The 20036-nt window shown below is 68.5% G+C and carries 24 protein-coding genes; 17 read left to right on the top strand and 7 right to left on the bottom strand.

All coding sequences use genetic code 11. The features are described from left to right. Genes AB0F43_RS00665 through AB0F43_RS00655 form a run of 3 tightly spaced genes read left to right on the top strand, consistent with a single transcriptional unit; the run spans position 1 to position 2740 of the window. Positions 1-948, top strand: a complete 948-nt coding sequence (locus AB0F43_RS00665) for an ABC transporter ATP-binding protein (protein ID WP_360468727.1) — start codon at positions 1-3, stop codon at positions 946-948. After that, positions 935-1879 carry an ABC transporter permease gene (locus AB0F43_RS00660; protein WP_360468725.1) on the top strand — a complete coding sequence of 315 codons (945 nt, stop codon included), beginning with the start codon at positions 935-937 and terminating at the stop codon, positions 1877-1879. The genes AB0F43_RS00665 and AB0F43_RS00660 overlap by 14 nt, the downstream gene beginning before the upstream one ends. 12 nt (positions 1880-1891) lie before the next feature. Continuing rightward, a complete protein-coding gene (locus tag AB0F43_RS00655; RefSeq protein ID WP_360468723.1) occupies positions 1892-2740 on the top strand; it encodes a putative RNA methyltransferase in 849 nt (282 codons plus the stop codon). A gap of 87 nt (positions 2741-2827) precedes the next feature. Here the strand turns inward: AB0F43_RS00655 and AB0F43_RS00650 are convergent, their stop codons facing one another. Further along, positions 2828-3478 carry an NAD(P)H-dependent oxidoreductase gene (locus AB0F43_RS00650; RefSeq protein ID WP_360468721.1) on the bottom strand — a complete coding sequence of 217 codons (651 nt, stop codon included), beginning with the start codon at positions 3476-3478 and terminating at the stop codon, positions 2828-2830. Between the two features lie 122 nt (positions 3479-3600). Between AB0F43_RS00650 and AB0F43_RS00645 the strand changes: the two genes are divergently transcribed. After that, positions 3601-4170: a MarR family transcriptional regulator gene (locus tag AB0F43_RS00645; RefSeq protein ID WP_360468719.1), complete on the top strand. Its 570-nt coding sequence runs from the start codon at positions 3601-3603 to the stop codon at positions 4168-4170. Positions 4171-4172: 2 nt separating this feature from the next. Here the strand turns inward: AB0F43_RS00645 and AB0F43_RS00640 are convergent, their stop codons facing one another. Both AB0F43_RS00640 and AB0F43_RS00635 read right to left on the bottom strand, forming a co-directional pair. Continuing rightward, a complete protein-coding gene (locus AB0F43_RS00640) occupies positions 4173-4829 on the bottom strand; it encodes a response regulator transcription factor (RefSeq protein WP_360468717.1) in 657 nt (218 codons plus the stop codon). A gap of 1 nt (position 4830) precedes the next feature. Continuing rightward, complete coding sequence (locus AB0F43_RS00635; protein ID WP_360468715.1) at positions 4831-6183, bottom strand: histidine kinase; 1353 nt, start codon at positions 6181-6183, stop codon at positions 4831-4833. Positions 6184-6627: 444 nt separating this feature from the next. Here AB0F43_RS00635 and AB0F43_RS00630 point away from each other — a divergent pair, with 444 nt between their 5' ends. The 13 genes from AB0F43_RS00630 (at position 6628) to AB0F43_RS00570 (ending at position 17902) form a co-directional block, all read left to right on the top strand. Then, positions 6628-7644 carry an ABC transporter substrate-binding protein gene (locus AB0F43_RS00630; protein WP_360468713.1) on the top strand — a complete coding sequence of 339 codons (1017 nt, stop codon included), beginning with the start codon at positions 6628-6630 and terminating at the stop codon, positions 7642-7644. Positions 7645-7654: 10 nt separating this feature from the next. Next, a complete protein-coding gene (locus AB0F43_RS00625) occupies positions 7655-8461 on the top strand; it encodes an ABC transporter ATP-binding protein (protein ID WP_360468711.1) in 807 nt (268 codons plus the stop codon). Next, on the top strand, positions 8458-9237 hold the full coding sequence (locus AB0F43_RS00620) for an ABC transporter permease (RefSeq protein WP_360468709.1): 780 nt from the start codon (positions 8458-8460) through the stop codon (positions 9235-9237). Before AB0F43_RS00625 ends, AB0F43_RS00620 begins: the two co-directional genes overlap by 4 nt. 126 nt (positions 9238-9363) lie before the next feature. Further along, entirely contained in the window at positions 9364-10452 is a 1089-nt protein-coding gene (locus AB0F43_RS00615; RefSeq protein ID WP_360468707.1) for an Ldh family oxidoreductase, read from the top strand. After that, positions 10452-10847, top strand: a complete 396-nt coding sequence (locus AB0F43_RS00610) for a RidA family protein (protein ID WP_360468705.1) — start codon at positions 10452-10454, stop codon at positions 10845-10847. The genes AB0F43_RS00615 and AB0F43_RS00610 overlap by 1 nt, the downstream gene beginning before the upstream one ends. Before the next feature lie 39 nt (positions 10848-10886). After that, on the top strand, positions 10887-11723 hold the full coding sequence (locus AB0F43_RS00605) for a fumarylacetoacetate hydrolase family protein (RefSeq protein WP_360468703.1): 837 nt from the start codon (positions 10887-10889) through the stop codon (positions 11721-11723). Next, positions 11720-12448 carry a GntR family transcriptional regulator gene (locus AB0F43_RS00600; RefSeq protein WP_360468701.1) on the top strand — a complete coding sequence of 243 codons (729 nt, stop codon included), beginning with the start codon at positions 11720-11722 and terminating at the stop codon, positions 12446-12448. Before AB0F43_RS00605 ends, AB0F43_RS00600 begins: the two co-directional genes overlap by 4 nt. After that, positions 12445-13170 (top strand): SDR family NAD(P)-dependent oxidoreductase, encoded by a 726-nt coding sequence (locus AB0F43_RS00595; protein ID WP_360468699.1) that lies wholly within the window; start codon positions 12445-12447, stop codon positions 13168-13170. Before AB0F43_RS00600 ends, AB0F43_RS00595 begins: the two co-directional genes overlap by 4 nt. Positions 13171-13173: 3 nt before the next feature. Further along, on the top strand, positions 13174-14745 hold the full coding sequence (locus AB0F43_RS00590) for an FAD-dependent monooxygenase (RefSeq protein ID WP_360468697.1): 1572 nt from the start codon (positions 13174-13176) through the stop codon (positions 14743-14745). Further along, on the top strand, positions 14746-15138 hold the full coding sequence (locus AB0F43_RS00585; protein ID WP_360468695.1) for a cupin domain-containing protein: 393 nt from the start codon (positions 14746-14748) through the stop codon (positions 15136-15138). Between the two features lies 1 nt (position 15139). Next, a complete protein-coding gene (locus AB0F43_RS00580; protein ID WP_360468693.1) occupies positions 15140-16051 on the top strand; it encodes an amidohydrolase family protein in 912 nt (303 codons plus the stop codon). 64 nt (positions 16052-16115) lie between these two features. After that, entirely contained in the window at positions 16116-17057 is a 942-nt protein-coding gene (locus AB0F43_RS00575; RefSeq protein WP_360468691.1) for a zinc-binding alcohol dehydrogenase family protein, read from the top strand. A 152-nt stretch (positions 17058-17209) separates the two neighbouring features. Further along, positions 17210-17902 (top strand): GntR family transcriptional regulator, encoded by a 693-nt coding sequence (locus AB0F43_RS00570; protein WP_360468690.1) that lies wholly within the window; start codon positions 17210-17212, stop codon positions 17900-17902. On the opposite strand, the gene AB0F43_RS00565 is transcribed toward AB0F43_RS00570, so the two are convergent. Genes AB0F43_RS00565 through AB0F43_RS00550 form a run of 4 tightly spaced genes read right to left on the bottom strand, consistent with a single transcriptional unit; the run spans position 17865 to position 19994 of the window. Continuing rightward, positions 17865-18590 carry a PIG-L family deacetylase gene (locus AB0F43_RS00565; RefSeq protein ID WP_360468688.1) on the bottom strand — a complete coding sequence of 242 codons (726 nt, stop codon included), beginning with the start codon at positions 18588-18590 and terminating at the stop codon, positions 17865-17867. The genes AB0F43_RS00570 and AB0F43_RS00565 overlap by 38 nt on opposite strands. After that, positions 18591-19055 carry a PPOX class F420-dependent oxidoreductase gene (locus tag AB0F43_RS00560; protein ID WP_360468686.1) on the bottom strand — a complete coding sequence of 155 codons (465 nt, stop codon included), beginning with the start codon at positions 19053-19055 and terminating at the stop codon, positions 18591-18593. A gap of 19 nt (positions 19056-19074) precedes the next feature. Next, entirely contained in the window at positions 19075-19455 is a 381-nt protein-coding gene (locus tag AB0F43_RS00555) for a hypothetical protein (protein ID WP_360468684.1), read from the bottom strand. Then, positions 19455-19994 carry a hypothetical protein gene (locus tag AB0F43_RS00550; RefSeq protein ID WP_360468682.1) on the bottom strand — a complete coding sequence of 180 codons (540 nt, stop codon included), beginning with the start codon at positions 19992-19994 and terminating at the stop codon, positions 19455-19457. Before AB0F43_RS00550 ends, AB0F43_RS00555 begins: the two co-directional genes overlap by 1 nt. Between the last annotated feature and the right edge of the window lie 42 nt (positions 19995-20036).

Below are 20036 nucleotides of genomic sequence, written 5' to 3'. Positions count from 1 at the left end.
GTGGAAAGTCCCAGCTCGTCACCGCCTGTGGTGACCAAGGGGCTGACGAAGCGGTTCCGGGGTGGGCAGGTGGCGGTCGACTCGGTTGATCTCGAGGTACCGGCCGGGAGTGTGTTCGGATTTCTCGGGCCCAACGGGTCCGGGAAGACGACGACGATCCGGATGATGCTCGGGCTGATCACGCCGACGGCGGGGTCGGTGGACTTGCTGGGGGAGGCGATGCCGAAGGCCCAGCTGCGGGTGCTGCCCCGGGTGGGTGCCCTGGTCGAAGGACCGGCGTTCTATCCGTTCTGGACCGGGCAGGCGAATCTGCTCCGCTTCGACGCGGCGGACCGGACCGCCGACCCCACGACGCGGAAGGCCCGCGCGGGCCTGGCGCTCGAGCGCGTCGGCTTGTCCAACGCGGCGAACAAGAAGGTGCGCGCCTATTCGCTTGGCATGCGGCAACGGCTCGCCATCGCGGTCGCCCTGATGCAGCGTCGCGAGCTGCTGGTCCTCGACGAGCCGACCAACGGTCTCGATCCGCAAGGCACCCGCGAGGTCCGCCACCTCATCCGCGAGCTCGCCAGTGACGGCACCACGATCTTCACCTCGACCCACCTGCTGGCCGAGGTCGAACAGGTCTGCACCCACGCCGCGGTGATGAGCCGCGGTCGCCTCGTCCGCCAGTCCACGGTCGCCGAGCTGCGCGCCGAGCTCCGTCCCCGGCTGGTCGTCCGTACGCCGGACCTCGGTCAAGCCGCCGAAACCTTGCGGAGCCTCGGCGTCACCGACCTGAAGACCACGGCCGAGACCGTCGAAGGCGACGCCGGTGAGCTGCCGATCGACAAGTTCGCCGCCGCCCTGGTCGCCGCCGACGTCCGCATCCACGGCTTCGGCCTGGAACGCCCCAGCCTCGAAGACGCCTTCGTGGCCCTGACCGGGGAGGGCTTCGATGTCGCCGAGTGAAACGTCGCCGAGTGAGACCTCGCCCGGCGAGCCGTTGCGCGGTGAGGTTCCGGCCGGGCAGGGTTCGGCCGGTGGCACGGTGGTTGCCGAGGCCGTGAACGTGGGCCGGCCGAGTGCCGGCCGGCACACGCTGGCCCTCTTCCGGTCCGAGTTGCACCTGGTGTTCGGACGAGCCCGCACCTGGGTGCTGCTCGCCGTCCTCGCCGCGGTTCCGGTGATGATCGGCGTCGCGATCAAGCTGTCCGGATCCGAGGGTGACGCCGAGGGATTCCTCGGCCAGGTCGCCGGAAACGGGTTGTTCCTGATCGTCGCGAGCCTCGGGATCTCGCTGCCGTTCTTCCTGCCGACCGCCGTCACGGTGATGTCAGGGGAGTCGCTGGCGGGTGAGGCGAGCCTCGGCACGTTCCGCAACCTGCTGACCGCTCCGGCCGGCCGGTCCCGGCTGCTGGCCGCCAAGATGGTCGCGCTCGCCGTGTTCTGCCTGGTCGCGACGATGACGATCTGGCTGTCCGGCCTGATCGCCGGCGTGGTGCTGTTCCCGGTCGGCGACGTACTGCTGCTCTCCGGGACGACCGTCTCGCTCGCCGACGGTCTGCTCCGCGCACTCGGGATCGCCGTGCTGATCGCGCTCTCGATGCTCGGGCTGGCCGGGATCGGCCTGTTCGTGTCGTCGCTCACGTCGACACCGCTGGCGGCGATGGCGGCCACGTTCGGCGCGTTCGTCGTGTCCGGGATCCTCAGTGCGATCCCGCAGATCGACGTGATCCACCCGTGGCTGCTGATGTACGGCTGGACGTCGTTCGCCGACCTGCTGCGTGATCCGCCGTACTGGGACGCGATCGAGCGCAACCTGCTGCTGCAGGGCGCCTACCTGGTTGTCTTCTACGCTGCCGCCTGGGCCCGCATCACGAGCCGGGACATCAACGGCTGAGACAATGGGCCGGTGGATGCCGACCTCGTGGCCGTACTGCGCTGTCCCGTCTGCGGTGACGCGCTCGCGTTGAGTGGCCGGACCGCGAGCTGTCCGCGCCGCCACTCCTACGACCTGGCCAAGCAGGGTTACCTCAATCTGTTGCCTTCGGCATCGACCGGGATCGACGGTGACTCGGCTGCGATGATCGGCGCCCGCACCGTCTTCCTCGGCGGCGGCCACTACACGCCCATCCGCGACGCGGTGATCCGGCAGAGCACGGCGTACGACGGACTTCGGGTCGCCGGTGAGGAACTGGTCGTCGAGGTCGGCTCGGGGACGGGGTACTACCTGGCCGGTGTGGTCGGCGCGACGGCCGGGCGGCGGGGGATCGCGCTGGACGTGTCCAGGTACGCCGCCCGGCGCGCGGCCAAGGTGGATCCGCGGATCGGTTCCGTGGTGTGCGACGCGTGGCGGGAACTGCCGTTGCTCGACAGTTCGGCGCAGCTGATGCTGAATGTGTTCGCCCCGCGCAACGCCGCCGAGATGGCCCGCGTCCTCGCGCCGGGCGGCAGGCTACTCGTGGTGACGCCGAATCAGGAGCACCTGGCCGAACTGGTCGGCGTACTCGGGCTGGTCAAGGTGGACGAAGAGAAGGAACGACGCCTGCAGGACTCATTGGCCGGGAGGTTCGACCAGGTCGGCAGTGAGATCGTCGAGTCGGCGATGCGGCTCGACCGCACCGCGATCGAACAGTTGGTGCTGATGACGCCGAGTGCACGACATCTGAATCACCGTGAGCTCGCGGCTCGGATCGCCGTACTGCCGCAGCCGGCGGTGGTCACGCTGTCGGTGACGCTGTCCACCTGGCGGATCGCCTGAATTCTCCGGTATCGATGGCATGGTCCAGGGCGCGCCGCGCTCGCTGAGTGATGCCGGCTCGAGCTCGGCACCACCGCGCGACGGGCGTCAGGCGGCGTTGGCGGTGAGCTCGCGGGCCACCACGGTGCCGTGCTTCTCGGCGGCGGCGTGGGCCTCGGCCTCGGATACCTTGGAGGCGTCGATGAGCTGCTCCATTCCGGGGGTGACCGAGGCCAGGGTGAGCTCAGCGGCGGCGATCCGGACGTTCATGCCGAAGACGTCGCCGAAGATGCGCTCGAGATACGGCGTGGCGTGGTCCCAGCCGTGCTTCGGGGCGCCGGGGCTGTAGCCCCCGCCGCGGGCCAGCGTGAGGATCGCCGGCCGGCCGGCGATCGGGCTCGGGCCGTACACCAGCTCGGGGTCGATGAGCAGCAGGTCGATCCAGGCCTTCACGTGCTGGGCGATGCCGAAGTTGTAGAGCGGTACGGCGAGCAGGACCGCGTCCGCGTTCTTGATCTCGGCGGCGAGCTCCTCGGCCAGAGCCCGGGCCTCGGCGAGGTCGGCGGACTCGGTGCCGAACTTGGCGGCTACCAGGGTCGGCCAGGCGGTTGCCGGGAGCGGGTACTGACCGAGGTCGCGCCGGACCACGACACCGTCGGGGTGCTCCGCCTTCCAGGCGGCCTCGGCGCTGTCCGCCAGCGCGCGGCTGACCGATCCGTCCAGCCGGAGGCTGGCATCGACGCGTAACAGGGTGGTCATCTCAGGTTGTCTCCATCGTGAGGGGCATGCTCGGAATGAGCTGCTCTGAAGATAATCTGCTAAGCAGAACATATTCAAGTCAGATCGTATTTCGGGTGGCATACACCACGTACGATGGGGACATGACCAGTACTTCGCCCGACGTCAAGGGGCGGGTCGCCCGCGAGGTGACGCGTCGTGGCGCCGCAGGGGTGGAGCCGGGGGTTGCCAGCGGCACTCCGGTCGAGTCCGACCTGGGATGGGCGCTGGGTGTCGTATTCCGCCGGTATGCGAAGGCGGCCGCCGCGGCGCTGGAGGACGTACCCGGTGGGCCGCGGGGTTATCAGGTGCTGGCCACGGCGGTCGCCGAAGGCCCGCGGCGACAGCTTGACCTGGCCGCGCAGCTCGGCGTGGACCGGACCGTGATGACGTACCTGCTGGACGACCTGGAGAAGGCCGGGCTGGTGCAACGGCAGGCCGATCCGGCCGACCGGCGGGCGCGGCTGATCGTGCCGACGGCGCAGTGTCAGGAGTTGCTCTGTGAGCTGGAGCGGCGCCTCGGCACGGCCGAGGACGAGATCCTGGGCAGCCTGGACGAGGCCGAACGCTCCAGCTTCCGGATGCTGCTGCAGCGGGTGGCGATGAAGGCCAACGCCATCGACCCGGTCCACAACGCCTGCGACCTGGCCGAAGAAGCCATCGACCGGGCTTAGCGTCAGTGCAGCGGGACGAAGCCTGACTCGTAGGCGCGGATCACGGCCTGGGTGCGGTCCCGGGCGTTGAGTTTGGCGAGCACGTTCGCGACGTGCGTCTTGACCGTCTGCAGGCCGAGGATCAGTTCGTCCGCGATCTCCGCGTTCGACAGCCCCTTCGCCATCAGGCGCAGCACCTCTTGCTCCCGCTCGGTCAACTGGTACTCGTCCAGCCCGGCCGGACGCGACGGTTGCGCGCCCACATGCGCCAGCGCCAGCGCCCGGATCGCCTCCGGGAAGAGCAGTGACTCGCTGCCCGCGACCGTCCGGATCGCCGCGATGATGTCGTCCGGCGGGGTCCGCTTCAGCAGGAACCCGGAGGCGCCCGCGCGCAGAGCGTCGTACACGTAGTCGTCGTTCTCGAACGTCGTCACGACCAGCACGCGCGGCGCCGGGTCGAGGTTCTCCAGCAGCAGGCGGGTCGCCTGGATGCCGTCGACCGCAGGCATCCGGACGTCCATCAGGACGACGTCGGCACCGGTCCGGCGCACCACCGGCAGGACCTCGGCGCCGTCACCGGCCTCACCGACGACCGTCAGGTCCGGCTCGGCGTTGATGATGGCGCGCAGCCCGCTGCGGATCAGCGGCTCGTCGTCGACCACGACCACCGACAGGTTCATGTCATCCCTTCGTCGTTACTGCGATGGGCAGACTGACCGCGAGTCGCCAGCTGTCGCCGTCGAGGCCCGCGTCCACGGTGCCTCGCAGTACGGCGACTCTTTCACGGATGCCGGCCAGGCCGCGTCCACCACCAGCGTGATCCGACCCCCCGTCGCTGACCGGATTGGTCAGCTCGAGTCGCAGCCCGGATGCGTCCAGCCGGATCGACAGGTCGACGGTAAGCAGGCCTGGCGACCGGCCCGCGTGCCGGATCGCGTTGGTCAGGCCCTCCTGGACGATTCGGTACGCCTCCCGCGAGACCGCCGCCGGCAGCCGGCTCAGGTCGCCCTCGCGCTGGACCTCGACCGTGATCCCGCCGGCCCGGGTGGCCTCGACCAGTCGGGGAAGATCGTCGAGGGTCGCCTGCGGGGCGGTCTGCGAACCGGGCCGCCGGTCGTCCCGCAGCAGGCCGAGCACGTGGTCGAGGTCGGCCAGCGCGTTGCGGGCCGAGGTCTCCATCGCCGCCAGTGCGGTCTCGGCGAACTCCGGATCGGTCGCCAGCACCTTGCGCGCCGCGGCTGCCTGGATGGTGACCAGGCTCAGCGCGTGCCCGACGCTGTCGTGCAGCTCCCGGGCCAGACGGTTGCGCTCGGCAAGCATCGCCGTACGGCGCTCGAGCAGCTCGATACGCTCCGCCGGTGTCGGTCCGAGGACGCGCGGTGCGAGGTAGGCGAGGAGGGCGCCGACCGCGGCGGACAGCAGGAACAGCCCGACGATCCCAGCCAGTGCGGCCGCGGGCATCCAGAGATCGGACCAGCCGCCGGTGGTCCGGTACGAGACGTCGGGGATGAGCTCGTGCCGGCCGGGGGAGCGGAACGGTGCCGCGAGCAACACCGCGCCGACGCCGAACACGATCGTGCTGAGGCTGCCGACGATGCCGCCGGTGACCAGGTGGAGGCAGAACCAGGTCGCCGTCCGGCGGCGCTGCGCCCAGGTCCGGGCCGGACCGAGCGGACGCTCCTCGAACCGTACGCCGAGCAGCGACTCGACCGCGATGCCCTCGACCTCGCGGACCGCGGGCAGGATGCCGAGCGCGATCGGCGGCCCGACGACCAGGATCGCGATCACGATGCCGCTGGCAACCACCGGCAGGTCCAGATCCTGCGCGAGCGAACCGAGCGCACTGTCGACCAGGATGAACGCCAGCACCAGCGCCGCACCGAGCAGCAGGTAGACCCACCGGAGGTACGTCGACGCGCGGCCCAGGCACGTCACGCCGCGCATCAGGTGGTACGCCGTACGCCGGAGCCGGCCCGCCGGACGCGTCGGCGCACGCCCGGAAGACGCCGACTCACGCACCAGCCCGTCCACCACCCGACCATGGTCCCAAACCCCGCCGCCCCCGCGCCTCCCTCCCCGGAGGGAACCCTTCCGACGGGCAACTCTTGACTCCCCGGCCGACCACGGACCGCACCTTCCACTCCTGGAGGGAAAGCGCGCCGACGGTCAACCCTTGAGTCCGCGACTGATCACGTGGGGTGGATCACTCAAAACTGAGGGTTTACACAGATTTGACGGGGTAGGGACGGTTGGGAGTCGGCTCGGCGTCGCGATCTGCTGTCCGGACAGGTACGGTCTGTGGTCGGGGCGGGATGCCTGTGCGGTGCGGACAGGTATGGGGAACGGCTCCAGGACGGGTGGCAAGCGGGCTCTGCGGGACCCGGCGCAGTGGACGTAAAGTCGCTGTGAAGTCCCCGGGGGCCGGTTTGACCACCTTTCCATATTTGATGTTTGATCAAATATCGGAGGAGAGACGATATGAGGTTGAGGCGTTCCGCCGTCGCTCTGATGGCGGTCCTGGGGCTCGCCCTGGTCAGTGCGTGTAACAGCGGTAACGAAGGCCAGAGCCAGGACTCGGGCCTGCAGAAGGTCAGCTATCTGACCTCGTTCAACACCTTCGGTCGTGAGGCTTACGCGTACGTCGCCCTGGAGAAGGGCTACTTCAAGGACGCCGGCTTCGACGTCACCATCAACCCGGGCTCCGGCACGGTCGACGTGATGAAACTGGTCGCCGGCGGCCAGGCCGACTACGGCATCGGCGACTTCACCGCCACCGTGATCACGCTGGGCAAGCAGAAGCTGCCGGTCACCACGGTCGGGATGATCCACCAGCGTTCGCTCGCCGCGATCGTTGCCCTCGAGGGCGGCGGCATCACCAAGCCGCAGGACCTGGTCGGCAAGCGGATCGGCGACCAGCCGGGCTCGACCAACCAGGTCATGTTCCCGGTCTACGCGAAGGCCGTCGGCATCGACCCGGAGTCGGTCACCTTCGTCCCGTCGCCGCCGCCGGCGCTGCCGACCCTGCTGGCCTCCAACAAGGTGAACGGTATCGGTCAGTTCGTGGTCGGCCTGCCCTTGGTGGAGGGGGTGGCCAAGAAGAAGGCAATCGCCCTCCCGTACGGCGAGAAGCTGCCGGACCTGTACGGCAACGCGATCATCACCCGCAGCGACCTGGCCAAGGACCACCCGGACCAGGTGAAGAAGTTCACCGAGGCCTTGCTCAAGGGTCTGCAGGACACCATCGACGACCCGGCCGCCGCGGCCGCGATCCTGAAGAAGTACGTGCCGAAGACCGACCTCGCGGTGGCCACCAAGGAACTCGAGCTGATGAAGCCGTACGTGAAGCCGCAGGACTTCAACGGCCCGCTGGGCGCGGTCGACCCGACCCGGGTGCAGAAGATCATCACCTTGCTCGACGACGCGAAGGCGATCGAGCCGGCCGGCTCGATCAAGCCCGCCGACGTGGTGACCGTCGACCTGGCACCGAAGGGCTGAGACCAACCCGATGATCCGGCTGGACGGCGTGGGGCAGGTCTTCGACGGACGCGAGGGCCGGGTCGTAGCCCTCGAGGAAATCGACCTGCACGTCCGGCCGAACGAGTTCGTCACGCTGATCGGCCGGTCCGGGTGTGGCAAGTCCACCCTGCTCCGGCTGATCGCCGGACTGCTACCCCCCACGTCCGGCACGGTCGCGGTGGCCGGGGAACCGGTCACCGGGCCGCGCCGCGACGTGTCGTTCATGTTCCAGCGGCCGGCGCTGCTGCCGTGGCGGTCGGTGCTGTCCAACGTGATGCTGCCGGTCGAGATCGACGGCGGTGACGCAGAGCAGGGCAAGTCAAAAGGCCGGGTGGCGTACCGGGACCGGGCCCACGAGCTGCTGGACCTCGTCGGGCTGAAGGGCTTCGAACGGCGGCTGCCGCATGAGCTGTCCGGCGGGATGCAGCAGCGCGTGTCGTTGTGCCGCTCGCTGATCCGCGACCCGCAGGTGATGCTGATGGACGAGCCGTTCTCCGCGCTCGACGCACTCACCCGGACCGAGCTGTCCGAGGAACTGCAGCGGATCAAGATGGAGCTGTCCACCACGATCGTGTTCGTCACCCACTCGATCGAGGAGGCCGTCGTACTGGCCGACCGGGTGGTCGTGCTGACGCCGCGGCCGGGGCGGCTGCGTGAGGTCGTCGACATCGACATCCCGCGGCCGCGCAGCCTCGGCCAGAACGCGCACCTGACCGAAGTCGCGCAGATCAGCGGCCTGCTGCACGGTCTGCTTGCGGAGAAGCAGTCCCACCCGGTCGACGAGGTGCGGCCGTGAAGAAGCGTTCCTGGCTCACCACGTCGCCGACCGCGGCCGTCCTGCTGCCCGTCGTCGGCCTGTTCGGTGCGATCGCGCTGTGGTGGCTGGCCACCGTCGTCTTCACGATCGAGTCGTACCTGTTGCCGACGCCGTACGACGTGTTGCGGACGTTCCTCGACCAGCCGGCGTACCTGTTGCAGGAGACCGGTACGTCGTTCCTGGAGACGATCGAGGGGTTCCTGCTCGCAATCGTGATCGGCATCCCGATCGCGCTGTTGATCGTCCGCTCGGTGATCCTGGAGCGGCTGGTCTACCCGCTGCTGCTGATGGTGAACGCGATCCCGAAGATCGCGGTCGCGCCGCTGCTCGTGGTGTGGATGGGCTTCGGCCTGTGGCCCAAGGTGGTCATGGTGCTGCTGATGTGCTTCTTTCCGATCGTCATCTCGACCGCGCAGGGGATGAAGTCCACCCCGGCCGAGCTGGTCGAGCTGCTGCGGTCGCTGAACGCGAGCCGGGCGCAGGAGTTCTTCAAGCTGCGCCTGCGCTACGCGATGCCGCAGATCTTCACCGGTCTGAAGGTGGCCATCTCGCTGGCCGTGATCGGTTCGGTGATCGCCGAGTTCGTCGGTGCCACCCAAGGCCTGGGGTACGTGATCCAGCAGTCCGGCGCGAGTGCCGACACCGCGCTGGCGTTCGCCGCGATCACGCTGCTCAGCATCATGAGCATCGTCTTGTTCTACGGGCTGGTGCTGCTGGAGTACCTGTTCCTCCCCTGGGCGCAGGAGACGCGGTGAGAGCCCCATGACTGTGCACATTGCCGCGCTGCCGCGCGGCGGGTCATGGGGCTTTGACTCCCGGCCTTCCCTCGTCGCTCCAGTCGCTTCGCTCTCTCCGCTCCTCAGTCCAGGGCGGGAGGCCCCATGACCGCGCAAGCGTCGGACGCCGACCGGCGGGTGCTGGTGCGGCCGGTCTGGCTGGAGGCGACCGTCTCGGCCGTCTTCAGCGCGCTCGGCTTCGACCCGTCCGACGCGGCCAAGATCGCTGCCGCACTCGTCGAGGCGGACCTGCGCGGGGTGAGTTCACATGGCGTCATGCTCGTCCCGATGTACGTCGAACGCCTCAACGCCGGCGGCGTCACCCGGGAACGCGAGCTCGACATCCTGTACGACGCCGGCGCCGCGCTGGTCGTGGACGCGCGCGGCGGGATGGGCCAATTGTCCAGCCCGCAGGCGATGGGACACGCGATCGACCGGGCCGGCCGGTACGGGATCGGCCTGGTGTCGGTCCGCAACGCGCACCACTTCGGCGCGGCCAGCCGCTGGGCCATGCAGGCCGGCGACGCGGGCTGCGTCGGTGTCGCAATGTCCAACACCACGCCGCTGATGCCGGCTCCCGGTGGGGCCGAGCGGATCGTCGGCAACAACCCGCTCGCGATCGCGGTCCCGACCTCGGCCGGGGTGGAGATCGTGCTGGACATGGCCTTGTCGGCTGTTGCCCTGGGCAAGATTCGGCTGGCCGCGTCGGCCGGGCGGCCGATCCCGGACACCTGGGCGACCGACCCGTCCGGAACTCCGACCACCGACGCGGAGGAGGCGGTCCTCGGCATGCTGCTGCCGGCCGCCGGGCACAAGGGGTTCGGGCTGGCGCTCATGATCGACGTACTGACCGGCGTACTGAGTGGCGGCGGCTGGGGCGACCACGTGCGGCCGCTGTACCGGGAGCCGGACCGGCCGAACGACTGTGCGCATCTGTTCCTGGCGATCGACCCGGAACTGCTCGGCGGGCTGGAGAACTTCCGGCAACGTTCGTCCGGCCTGGCGGCCCGGGTTCGCGGCAGCGCGACGGCGCCCGGGGTGGACCGGCTGTACCTGCCGGGGGAGATCGAGGCTGAACGGGCCGCACATCAGCGGCAGCACGGTGTCCTCATCGAAAGGTCCGGGCTGGACGGCCTGCTCGCGGCCGCGCGGGTGGTCGGCGCCGTCATACCGGCCGGAGGGGTGCTCGACTGATGCCGAAGACGCAAGTTTCGACGACCGAACTGCACGCCCCGTTCGGGGTGTTCTCGCAGGCCACCACGATCGAGGCGACCGGGCGACTGGTGTTCGTCTCCGGGATGACCGCGCGCCGTCAGGACGGCAGTATCGCCGGCGTCGGCGACATCCGGGAGCAGACCCGTCAGGTGTGCGAGAACGTGCAGGCCGCGGTGCGCGCGGCCGGCGGCACGCTCGCGGACGTGTGCCGGGTGGACGTGTACGTGCGCAACATGGAGGATTTCGCCAAGATCCACGAGATCCGGGCGCAGTACTTCGCCGAACCGCTGCCGGCCTCGACCATGGTCGAGGTCAGCAAACTCGCGCACCCCGACTACCTGATCGAGATCAACGCGATCGCGGTGGTCTCATGACCGGGGGTGATCCTGTGCGTGGCGTCGAGTGGACCTGAGATGAGGTACGTGATGGTGGCGCACGCGGGCCGGGAGCGGCCGGGCGTGCTCGACGGGGATTCCGTACTGTTGCTCTCGGCAACCGACCTGACGTCGGTGATCCTGGGTGACGTCGCCGGCAGTGGCGAGAGAATCCCTTACAGTGAAGGGATTCTGCGGCCGCCGCTGCGGCGCTTCCGCCGGGACATCCTGTGCACCGGCTGGAACTACTGGGATCACTTCGAGGAGAGTCGCGGTAAGCGCGAGGGCCAGGATGTCGACCGGCCCGAGCACCCGACGTTCTTCACCAAGGGCCCGGACGTCGTGATCGGCCCGTACGACGACATCGCCTGGGATCCGGCCATCTCGGCGAAGTGGGACTACGAGGCGGAGCTCGCACTGGTGATCGGCAAGGCCGGCCGCGACATCCCTGCCGCGGAGGCACTGGACTACGTCTGGGGTTACACGCTGGCCAACGACGTCTCGCAGCGCGATCTGCAGCGGGCACACGGCGGGCAGTGGCTGAAGGGCAAGAGCATCGACAGCACCATGCCGCTCGGCCCGTGGATCGTGACGGCCGACGAGCTGGGTGACCCGCAAGACGTTCGGCTGCAGTGTCTGGTGAATGGTGAGGTGCGGCAGGACGCGTCAACGCGTCAGATGGCTTTTGACGTAGCCACGCTCATCAGTGAGCTGTCGTTCGGTATGACGCTGCGCCCTGGTGACCTCCTGCTCACTGGCACGCCTGCAGGCATCGGCAACGCCCGTGAGCCGCAGGTGTTCCTGCAGGAGGGCGATGTGGTCGTCACCCGGGCCGACAAGATCGGCGAACTCCGCAACAGGGTAGGACGCGGATGAGCGGTCCACTGGAGTTGCTACCAGGTGGTGGCCGGGGAGGGCGTCGTACTCTCGCCGAGCACGCGGCCGCTGAGCTGCACCAGCTCATCCTGTCGGGAGAGCTTCCCAGTGGTACGCCGTTGCGCCTGGTCGAGCTGGCGAGTCGCCTGGAGATGAGCCAGATGCCGGTCCGGGAAGGGCTGCGCAGGCTGGAGGCACTCGGGTTGGTCGAGATCATCCCGCACCGGGGTGCCTGGGTCCGGGACCTGTCGCTGGACGACCTGCGGGACACGCACGAGACCCGGCTGGCGCTCGAGAGTCTCGCCGTACGGGCGGCGGCGGTGCACTTCAGCGAGGAGGATCTGCAGAAGGCGGCGGCCGCACTGGCCGAGCACCTTCGGCTGTCCCGCGCCCAGGACTCGGTGGGTGCTCGGCAGGCACATGCGGACTTCCACTTCGCCATCTACCGGGCCGGCGGATCGCAGTGGCTTGCCCGGGCGATCGAGCCGGTGTGGCAGAACAGTGAGCGGTACAGGTTCGGCAGCCGGCCCACCGCCGTACTGATCGAGCAGAACCGGGTGGAGCACCAGGCCATCCTGGACGCGTGTGTCGCGCGCGACCCGGATGCCGCCGAGCGGGCGCTGCGGAACCACTTGGCTGGCGCGTTCCAGCGGATCACCGAGACCATGACGAGGCGGGCCGAGGGGGACCAGCACGGCCCGTCGAAGCAGAAGGAGACGTCATGAAGGTGACATTCGACGCGACCGGTGAGGTCGTGGTGATCACCGGCGGCGCGCAGGGCATCGGAGCGGCGCTGGCGCGGGCCGTGACGGCCTGCGGGGGTACTGCGGTGGTCTTCGACGTGGTGAAGCCTGGTTTCGATGTCGACTACGTCGAAGTGGACGTCGCGGACCGATCGGCGGTGGGGTCGGCCGTCAGGGCGGTGGTGTCGCGCTACGGGCGGATCGACGGCCTGGTCGCGGGAGCGGCTGTGCAGCGTCGTACGCCGGTGGTCGAGCTGGAGCCGGCCGAGTGGACCAGGACGCTGCAGGTGAATCTCGACGGCGTGGTGTGGGCGTGTCAGGCCGTCGTACCGCACATGGTGTCGCGGCGGTCCGGATCGGTGGTCGTGTTCACGTCGGGTCTGGCCGTCACCGGGTACGCCGGTGCGGCGGCGTACGCGTCGAGCAAGGCCGCGCTGACCGCCTTCGCGAAGTCGCTGGCGGCCGAGGTGGCCGAGCACCGGGTGCGGGTGAACGTGGCCGCGCCAGGCGTGATCGACACCGAACAGTTCCGAGGTGCGAACGCCGGAACGGACCGGGAGCACTGGCAGGACACCATAGGTATCGGGGACCCCGAGGATGTGGTCGGCCCGCTGTTGTTCCTGCTGTCCGATGCGGCCGCGATGACCGGGTCAGTGCTGACCCGGGAGCGGGCCTTTGCCAAGCTAGCGACCTTTGCGGAGTGATGAGTGACTGCTGACCAGCTGCCCGTCGCCGTAGTGGGTGCCGGCCCGATCGGCCTGACGACGGCACTCGGCCTGCAGCACTACGGCGTACCGTTCGTGCTGCTCGAGGAGGACGCGGTCCTGTCCTCGGACACCAAGGCCGGTACGACGCTGAGCCGCACCCTGGAGATCTGGAACCGGTACGGCGCGGTCGACGGGATCCTGACGGCGGCACTGCGGATCGACGAGATCGGGGACATCGATCGCGCCAGCAACACGCCGCGGGCCTCGGTGCGGCTGGCTGAGTTGGTCAACGACACCCAGTTCCCGTTCGTGATCAACCTGCCGCAGCAGAAGATGGAGCCGATCCTCGCGGGCGCGCTGAAGCAGCCGGTACTGACGCGGCATCGGCTGACGTCGTTCGACGTCCAGGACGACCGGGTCGTGCTGCAGCTGGAGACGCCGGACGGGCCGCGTGAGATCGAGGCGTCGCACCTGCTCGCGTGCGACGGCGGGCGGAGCAAGGTCCGTGACGCGCTCGGTGTGACAGTGGTGGGGGAGACCCTGCCCGAGCGCTACATGCTGATCGACGTCGTGGTCGACCTGGACGTCGACAACGCGCGTGACTACCCCTACCTGGCGTACTTCGCGGACCGTTCCGAGTGGATGGTGCTGATCCGGCAGCCGGACAACTGGCGGTTCCTGTTCCCGCTCGCCCCGGGTGCCGAGCCGCCGGGGGACGAGGACCTGCTGGTCAAGGTGAAGCAGTTCATCGGTGAGGTGGACCGGATCGAGCTGCTCGGCTCGGTGGTCTACAACGTGCACCACCGGGTCGCGGACCAATGGTCGGTGGACCGCAAGGTGTTCCTGATGGGCGATGCGGCCCACCTGATCACTCCGATGTGGGCACTGGGGCTGAACACTGGAGCACTGGACGCCTCCAACCTGCCGTGGCGGCTGGCCTGGGTACTGCGGGGCTGGGCCGACGAGACGCTGCTGGATGGTTATGAGCAGGAGCAGCGGCCGGTGGCCATCAATGGGTCCGGTGAGATGGCCGAGGCGGCTCGCAAGTACATGTCCCACCAGCGGGGTGCGGTGACGGTGTCGGGCAGTGACTGGGCGACGGCGTACACCCGGACCCTGCTGAGTGTGCGGCTGGACGTGGCCGGTGAGGGGGACTGGTCGATGGTGGCCACCACTGCCGAGCCACCCGCCGTACGAGCCGGTGACCGGGCTCCGGACCTTCAGCTGCAGGGCCCCTCTGGGCGGGTGACGGTCCATGAGCTCTGCCGGGACTCGTTTGTTGCGCTCTACTTCACCGACGTACGTCGTCGGCCGGACATTCCGTTGAACGAGTCGCCTGCCTTGAAGCACTACGCGATCTCCCGGTGGGACGCGCCGCACGACTCAGGTCTGCGTGACCGCGCGCTGTTCGACCCGGGAAGCATTGCCACGAACAGGTACGGCGTACCGCCGGAGAGCGTCGTCCTGGTTCGGCCGGACGGGCACATCGCCGCCGTGGCGCCCCTGCGCGCCGGTGTGGCGGAGGAGCTCTACACCGCAATCACTGGCCGGCCTGTACCGCAGGAGGGCTGAATGAGTTCCTTTGGCGAGCCGCTGCGCGAGGTGTTGCTGCAGACGGAAGACCTCGAGTGGGTGGACAAGTCCTTGGCCGGGCTGTCCCACAAGATGCTGTGGCGTGACCCGGAGACCGAGGCGTCGATCGCACTGGTGCGGTTCGAGAAGGGCTCCGGCATCCCGACGGAGCACAGGCATGCGTCGAACCAGTTCATGTTCTGCCTGTCCGGGCGCTACGTGTACCTGCCGACCGGTACGACGCTGACCAAGGGGAGCTTCTACTGGAACCCCAAGGGCAGCGTCCACGGGCCTACGCTCGCCGAAGAGACCTCTGTCCTGCTCGAGGTGTACGACGGGCCGCACTACCCGGAGCGGCCGTCGTTCTACGACAACGACGAGGACGCTCGCTGACATGGCCGGTTGGGACGTCCATACCCACCTGATACCGCCGACTGTGTTGTCGGCGGCGCACAGGGGTGAGTTCGGGTTGTCCGTCGATGACGGCTCGCTGGTGGTGGACGGACAGCGGCTCCCATTGAGGCGCCTCGCCGACCCGGCCGCACTGCTGCGATGGATCGACGAACAGCAGTTGGACGGTGCTGTGGTGTCTGTGCCGCCCGCACTGTTCCGGTACGACGCCGGTGTCGAGTGGGCCGAACTGGTGAACCAAGGGCTTCGTGAGCTCGCTACACCTCAGTTGCGCGTGCTGGGCCAGTTGCCACTGCTCGATGCGGCCGCACCAGCGGTTGCTGCGTCTCTGGCTCGTGAGGGCGTATTCAGTGGCTTTGCCCTTGGTACTGCTCTCGGTGTGCCGGGCTACGAGGGGCTGGACGCGGTCTGGCAGGTGCTGCACTCGCTGGAGGCCTTCACGCTGATCCACCCGAGCCATAGTGACGACAAGCGGCTTGAGTCGTTCTACTTGACGAATCTGTTGGGGAATCCGTACGAGACAGGACTGGCCGCGGCCACTCTGGTCTTCGCGGATGTGCCGGGGCGGTTTCCGGGGATCCGGTTCTGCCTGTGCCATGGGGGTGGTGTGACGGCGGCGTTGGCCGGCCGGTGGCAGCGGGGGATCGACACGGCCAGGCCGGGCGTCGAGCCGCCATCGCTGCCGGTCGCGGACGCGTTGCGCCGGTTCTACGTTGACGATCTGGTGCACGACGACGCCGTACTGGAGCTGCTCGGCGCGACGTTCGGACGTGATCGGGTGCTGGCCGGGAGCGACTGGCCGTTCCCGATGGGTAGTGACGCCGTGTCCACGATGCGCGCGATGGCGGCGGGTGAGCTGACCGTGCCGCTGGCGAAGGAGGTCGGCGCGCCGTGAGGCGAGTTTCTCGTCTGGACCAAGATGTGATCAGATATCAAATCGTGGGGAACGGGGGACAGCTATGAGCGCGCGGGCCAGTGTGCTGCGCAGTCATGGGCCTGGTGAGCAGTTGAAGACCGAGAAGGTCGAGCTGGTCACCGGTCCGGGAGAGACGCTGGTCGAGATGCGGCTGGCCGCAGTCACGCAGGCCGACCGGTCGGTGCTGGCTGGCAAACAGCCCACGCAACCCTTCGTCCCTGGATCCGAGGGTGCCGGCGTCGTGGTCGCGTCATCGGTCCTCGAGGCCGGAACGCCTGTGGTGATCCGTGGCGAGGGCGTGGGTGTGACCGGTCCAGGCTTGTGGGGTCAGTACGCCGTCGTGCCGGATGCCGCCGTACATCCTTCGCCAGCCGCACTGGATCCTGGTGTCGCTCTCGCGCTGCTAACGCCCGCACTGATGGCCCATACAGCGGTACGCCGCGTTGCCGGCGTACTGGACGGAGAGACTGTCGTGATCACCGGGATCACCAGCCTGGTCGGTCGTCTGAGTGCCGCAGCGGCGCGAGCAGCCGGGGCCAAGAAGGTGATCGGGTTGGCGTGGCTCGGTGAACCTGTGGACGCGGCCGCCCCGCTGGTCGATCAAATCGTACGGGTGGACGAGCTGGGTCAGGTCGGCCGCGAACTGCCCTGGTGTGACGCGGCGATCGACACTGTGGGCGGTCCAGTGACCAGTGGGGTGCTCGGACACATCACTCCGGGCGGGCGGGTCGCAGTACTGGGCTACAAGGCTGGTGAATTCACCACCATCGACCTGCATCAGCTGATCGGCCGGGACCTGCGAGTGTTGCCGGTGAACCTGCAGCGAACGGTCATCGAGCCCGGTGCCGTCAGCCAAGCGCTGGCAGACATAACGCCTGTGCAGGTGCGGCCGGACGTCGAGGTGTTGCCTGCCCATCGGATCGGTGACGCGCTCGATCGAGTAGGTCCCGATCGCAGGGTTTTCGTCGACCTGACGGCGTTCTAGCGGCCTGCCTGTTGTGCGCTGCCGGACTAGACCAATCGGTGGTCCGCACATCTCCGCTAGGCAATCTGTTGTCGGAGTGCCCCAGATCACCTGCTGCCCGCTACGGTTACCTCCCAGAGTTGTGCATGGAGGAGAGAGGCAGCCCGCACCCTATGACCCGACGACTCGAGCTCACGCCCGGGGGACCGACCGGCCGTCGTACTCTCGCCGAGGAGGCTGCCGCCGAACTGCACGAACTCATCCTGTCCGGTGAGCTCCCCAGTGGTACGGCGCTCCGGCTCGAGGAACTCGCCAAGCGGCTGGACATGAGCCAGATGCCGATTCGCGAAGGGCTGCGGCGGATGCAGGCACTCGGACTGGTCGAGATCGTCCCGCACAAGGGCGCGTGGGTCCGCGAGCTGTCGATGGAGGATTTGCGCGACACTCACGAAACCCGGCTGGCGTTGGAGTCCCTCGCCGTCCGCGCGGCCGCGACCCGCTTCACCGACGCCGACGCCACCTTGGCCAAAGCCGCACTGGCCGAGCACGTCCGGCTCTCCAAGGCCGGCGACAACATCGCCTCCCGGCAGGCGCACACCGAGTTCCACTTCGCCATCTACCGGGCCGGCGGCTCGCGCTGGCTGCCGCGCGCGATCGAGCCCGTGTGGCAGAACAGCGAGCGCTACCGGTTCGGCTCCCGTCAGACCAAGGCGCGGATCGAGCAGACGCGGCGTGAGCACCAGGCGATCCTCGACGCCTGTGTCGCCCACGACGAAGCCGGTGCGGAAGCCGCGCTGCGCGAGCACCTCGAAGGCGCGATGCGGCGCATCACGGAAACGATGGAACGCCGCTACCAGAAGAGCTGAGCACCTCGAACCGATCCACACCCCAGCCACTCACCTCGAACACCGACCGAAGCAGCAGGGCGTCACCGCGTCTGCCGTACGTCGTGAGGAGCTCTTGGATCGGCGTCGTACCGAGGCCGTCGTAGTACTGATCCAAAGCTCTTGTACGTCGTGCGGCGATATCTGGTGCACCGGAAATCTCCTGCAGGGGAGTGGTGCACCCGGTCACGAGTCCTGACCCGACTTGCTCACCGGGCAGCAGTTGCTGGAGGTAGTCGTGGCCCGCCTGCACATCGTGTGCTCGCAGCCGCGCTCCCAACGCGTAGCACGGCTGCTGCTGCACGGCTTGTGAGATGGCGATGTGGTCGGGGTGCCCGGTGAGTCCGTCTCTGCCCACAGTGAGCACCAACTGTGGCGAGACCTCGCGGATGGCCCTCGCGACTTCATCGTCTGGCGAAGCACTCGCCAGGCTGTTCGGCCCAGCTCGCCCACCATCGTCAACCCAGCGGTCCTTGGTGCTCAGCCAGTCCCACTCGTCGATCCCCAGCAAGTCGCAGGACGCTTGCAACTTGTTCGCTGCGTCACCGATTCCTTGCGTGGCAACACGCAGTACGACGTGCCAGCCAGCATCACTCAGCACCGCGGTAGCGGCACCGGTGGCGAACACCTCGTCATCGGGGTGCGCGTGTACTACGAGCGCAGTGCGCACTCAGTCGGCCAGGCGAGCCGGGAACCCACCTGTCGCCAATGGACCCCAGCGCTCCGGGGTGATGCGGATCAGGCACTTACCCTGCGTCCGCATGGCCTCGCGGTACTCGTCCCAGTTCGGGTGCTCACCGGAGATTGACCGGTAGTACTCCACCAGGGGCTCCACCGCCTCCGGCAGCTGGATCACTTCGCCACTGCCGTCCACCTGCACCCATGGGCCGTTCCACTCGTCCGACAGCACCACGACGCTGGTCCGCGGGTCCCGCTCCACGTTGGTGCTCTTGGCCCGCTCGGGGTACGACGAGATGACGATGCGGCCCTCGTTGTCGACACCACCCGACACTGGCGACGCTTGCGGCGTACCGTCCGCCCGAGTGGTGATCAGCAGCATGTGGTGGCGCGGCCGGACGAACTCCAGCAGCCCGTCCAGGTCGACCTTGGTGTTGGTGGCAATAGTCCTCGGCATGGCTCCACCCTACGTTCGCTCAGCCCACCCGGGTCTCGTGCACACTCAGCCACCGGACGCCGTACCGGGCCTGCGGCTCTGGCGTGAGTACGGCGGTCACCCGGCGCAGTGCGCCGGGTGAGTGGCGCTCGATGAACCTGCACACGGCCACGTCGGCGGTGCTGAGTAGCACCTCGAACTCCTCGATGCTGATCTGCAGCCCGGGTACGGCGTTGTGCGCATCGGCCAGCGAGGTCATCAGGGCTCTGAGGTCAAGGTGGGCGCCGTCGATCGTCACCAGGGTGAAGTCCGGGCGGTGCGCATTCCTGAACGTCTCGAGCAGGTCTGGACCAGCCTGGCCACTCAGCCAGTTGGCGAGGTCGTCGTGGTGCTGGACGACCTCGGCGTACAGCTCGTCCATCAGGCGTCCTTCGGTTGCAGGTCGGCTGGAGTGAGGAGCTGCTCCAGCTCGTCGTCGGAGAGCTCGTTGATGATGGCCTTGCCGCGCTGTGCCTCTGGGGTCGTCGGGAGCGCGCCTTCGAGTAGATCCGGGAGATAGAGCTCATAGCCGGCGCGGGCTCGTGGTGAGTACCGGTGCCTGGTCCGGGCCACTGCGGAGGAGACGCGGATGGCGTGCTCGTTGCCAGGTGGTACGTCGGGCCGGTCGACCTCGCGAGCGGCGAACCGGAAGCCGTTGGCCTGGTCGCAACTCGCACAACCGGCCGGGCCGGCACCGAGACCTGAGCCGCAGTCCGGACAGGTCAGCTGCTTGAGCGCGCCGTCCACGACCCGCCAGTCGAACTCGGAGGTGTCCTGCAGGACGACCTCGGCCAGTTCGCGCTCGTCCGCCGTACCGGGGGTGATCCCGGACTCGGCGCAGAACTCCCGCCAGGCTTCGTCGATACTGTCCTCGACCCGGCGCAGCGCGGCGATCAGCCGCGGATGATCGACCCGTCGCATACCGTGACTTTAGTATCTCGGCGGGCTGTGGACGACCGCATT

It is taken from the genome of Kribbella sp. NPDC023972 (assembly GCF_040639075.1).
In the GTDB taxonomy this organism is placed as follows: Bacteria; Actinomycetota; Actinomycetes; order Propionibacteriales; family Kribbellaceae; genus Kribbella.
This window is presented reverse-complemented; position numbering and strand designations above follow the sequence as displayed.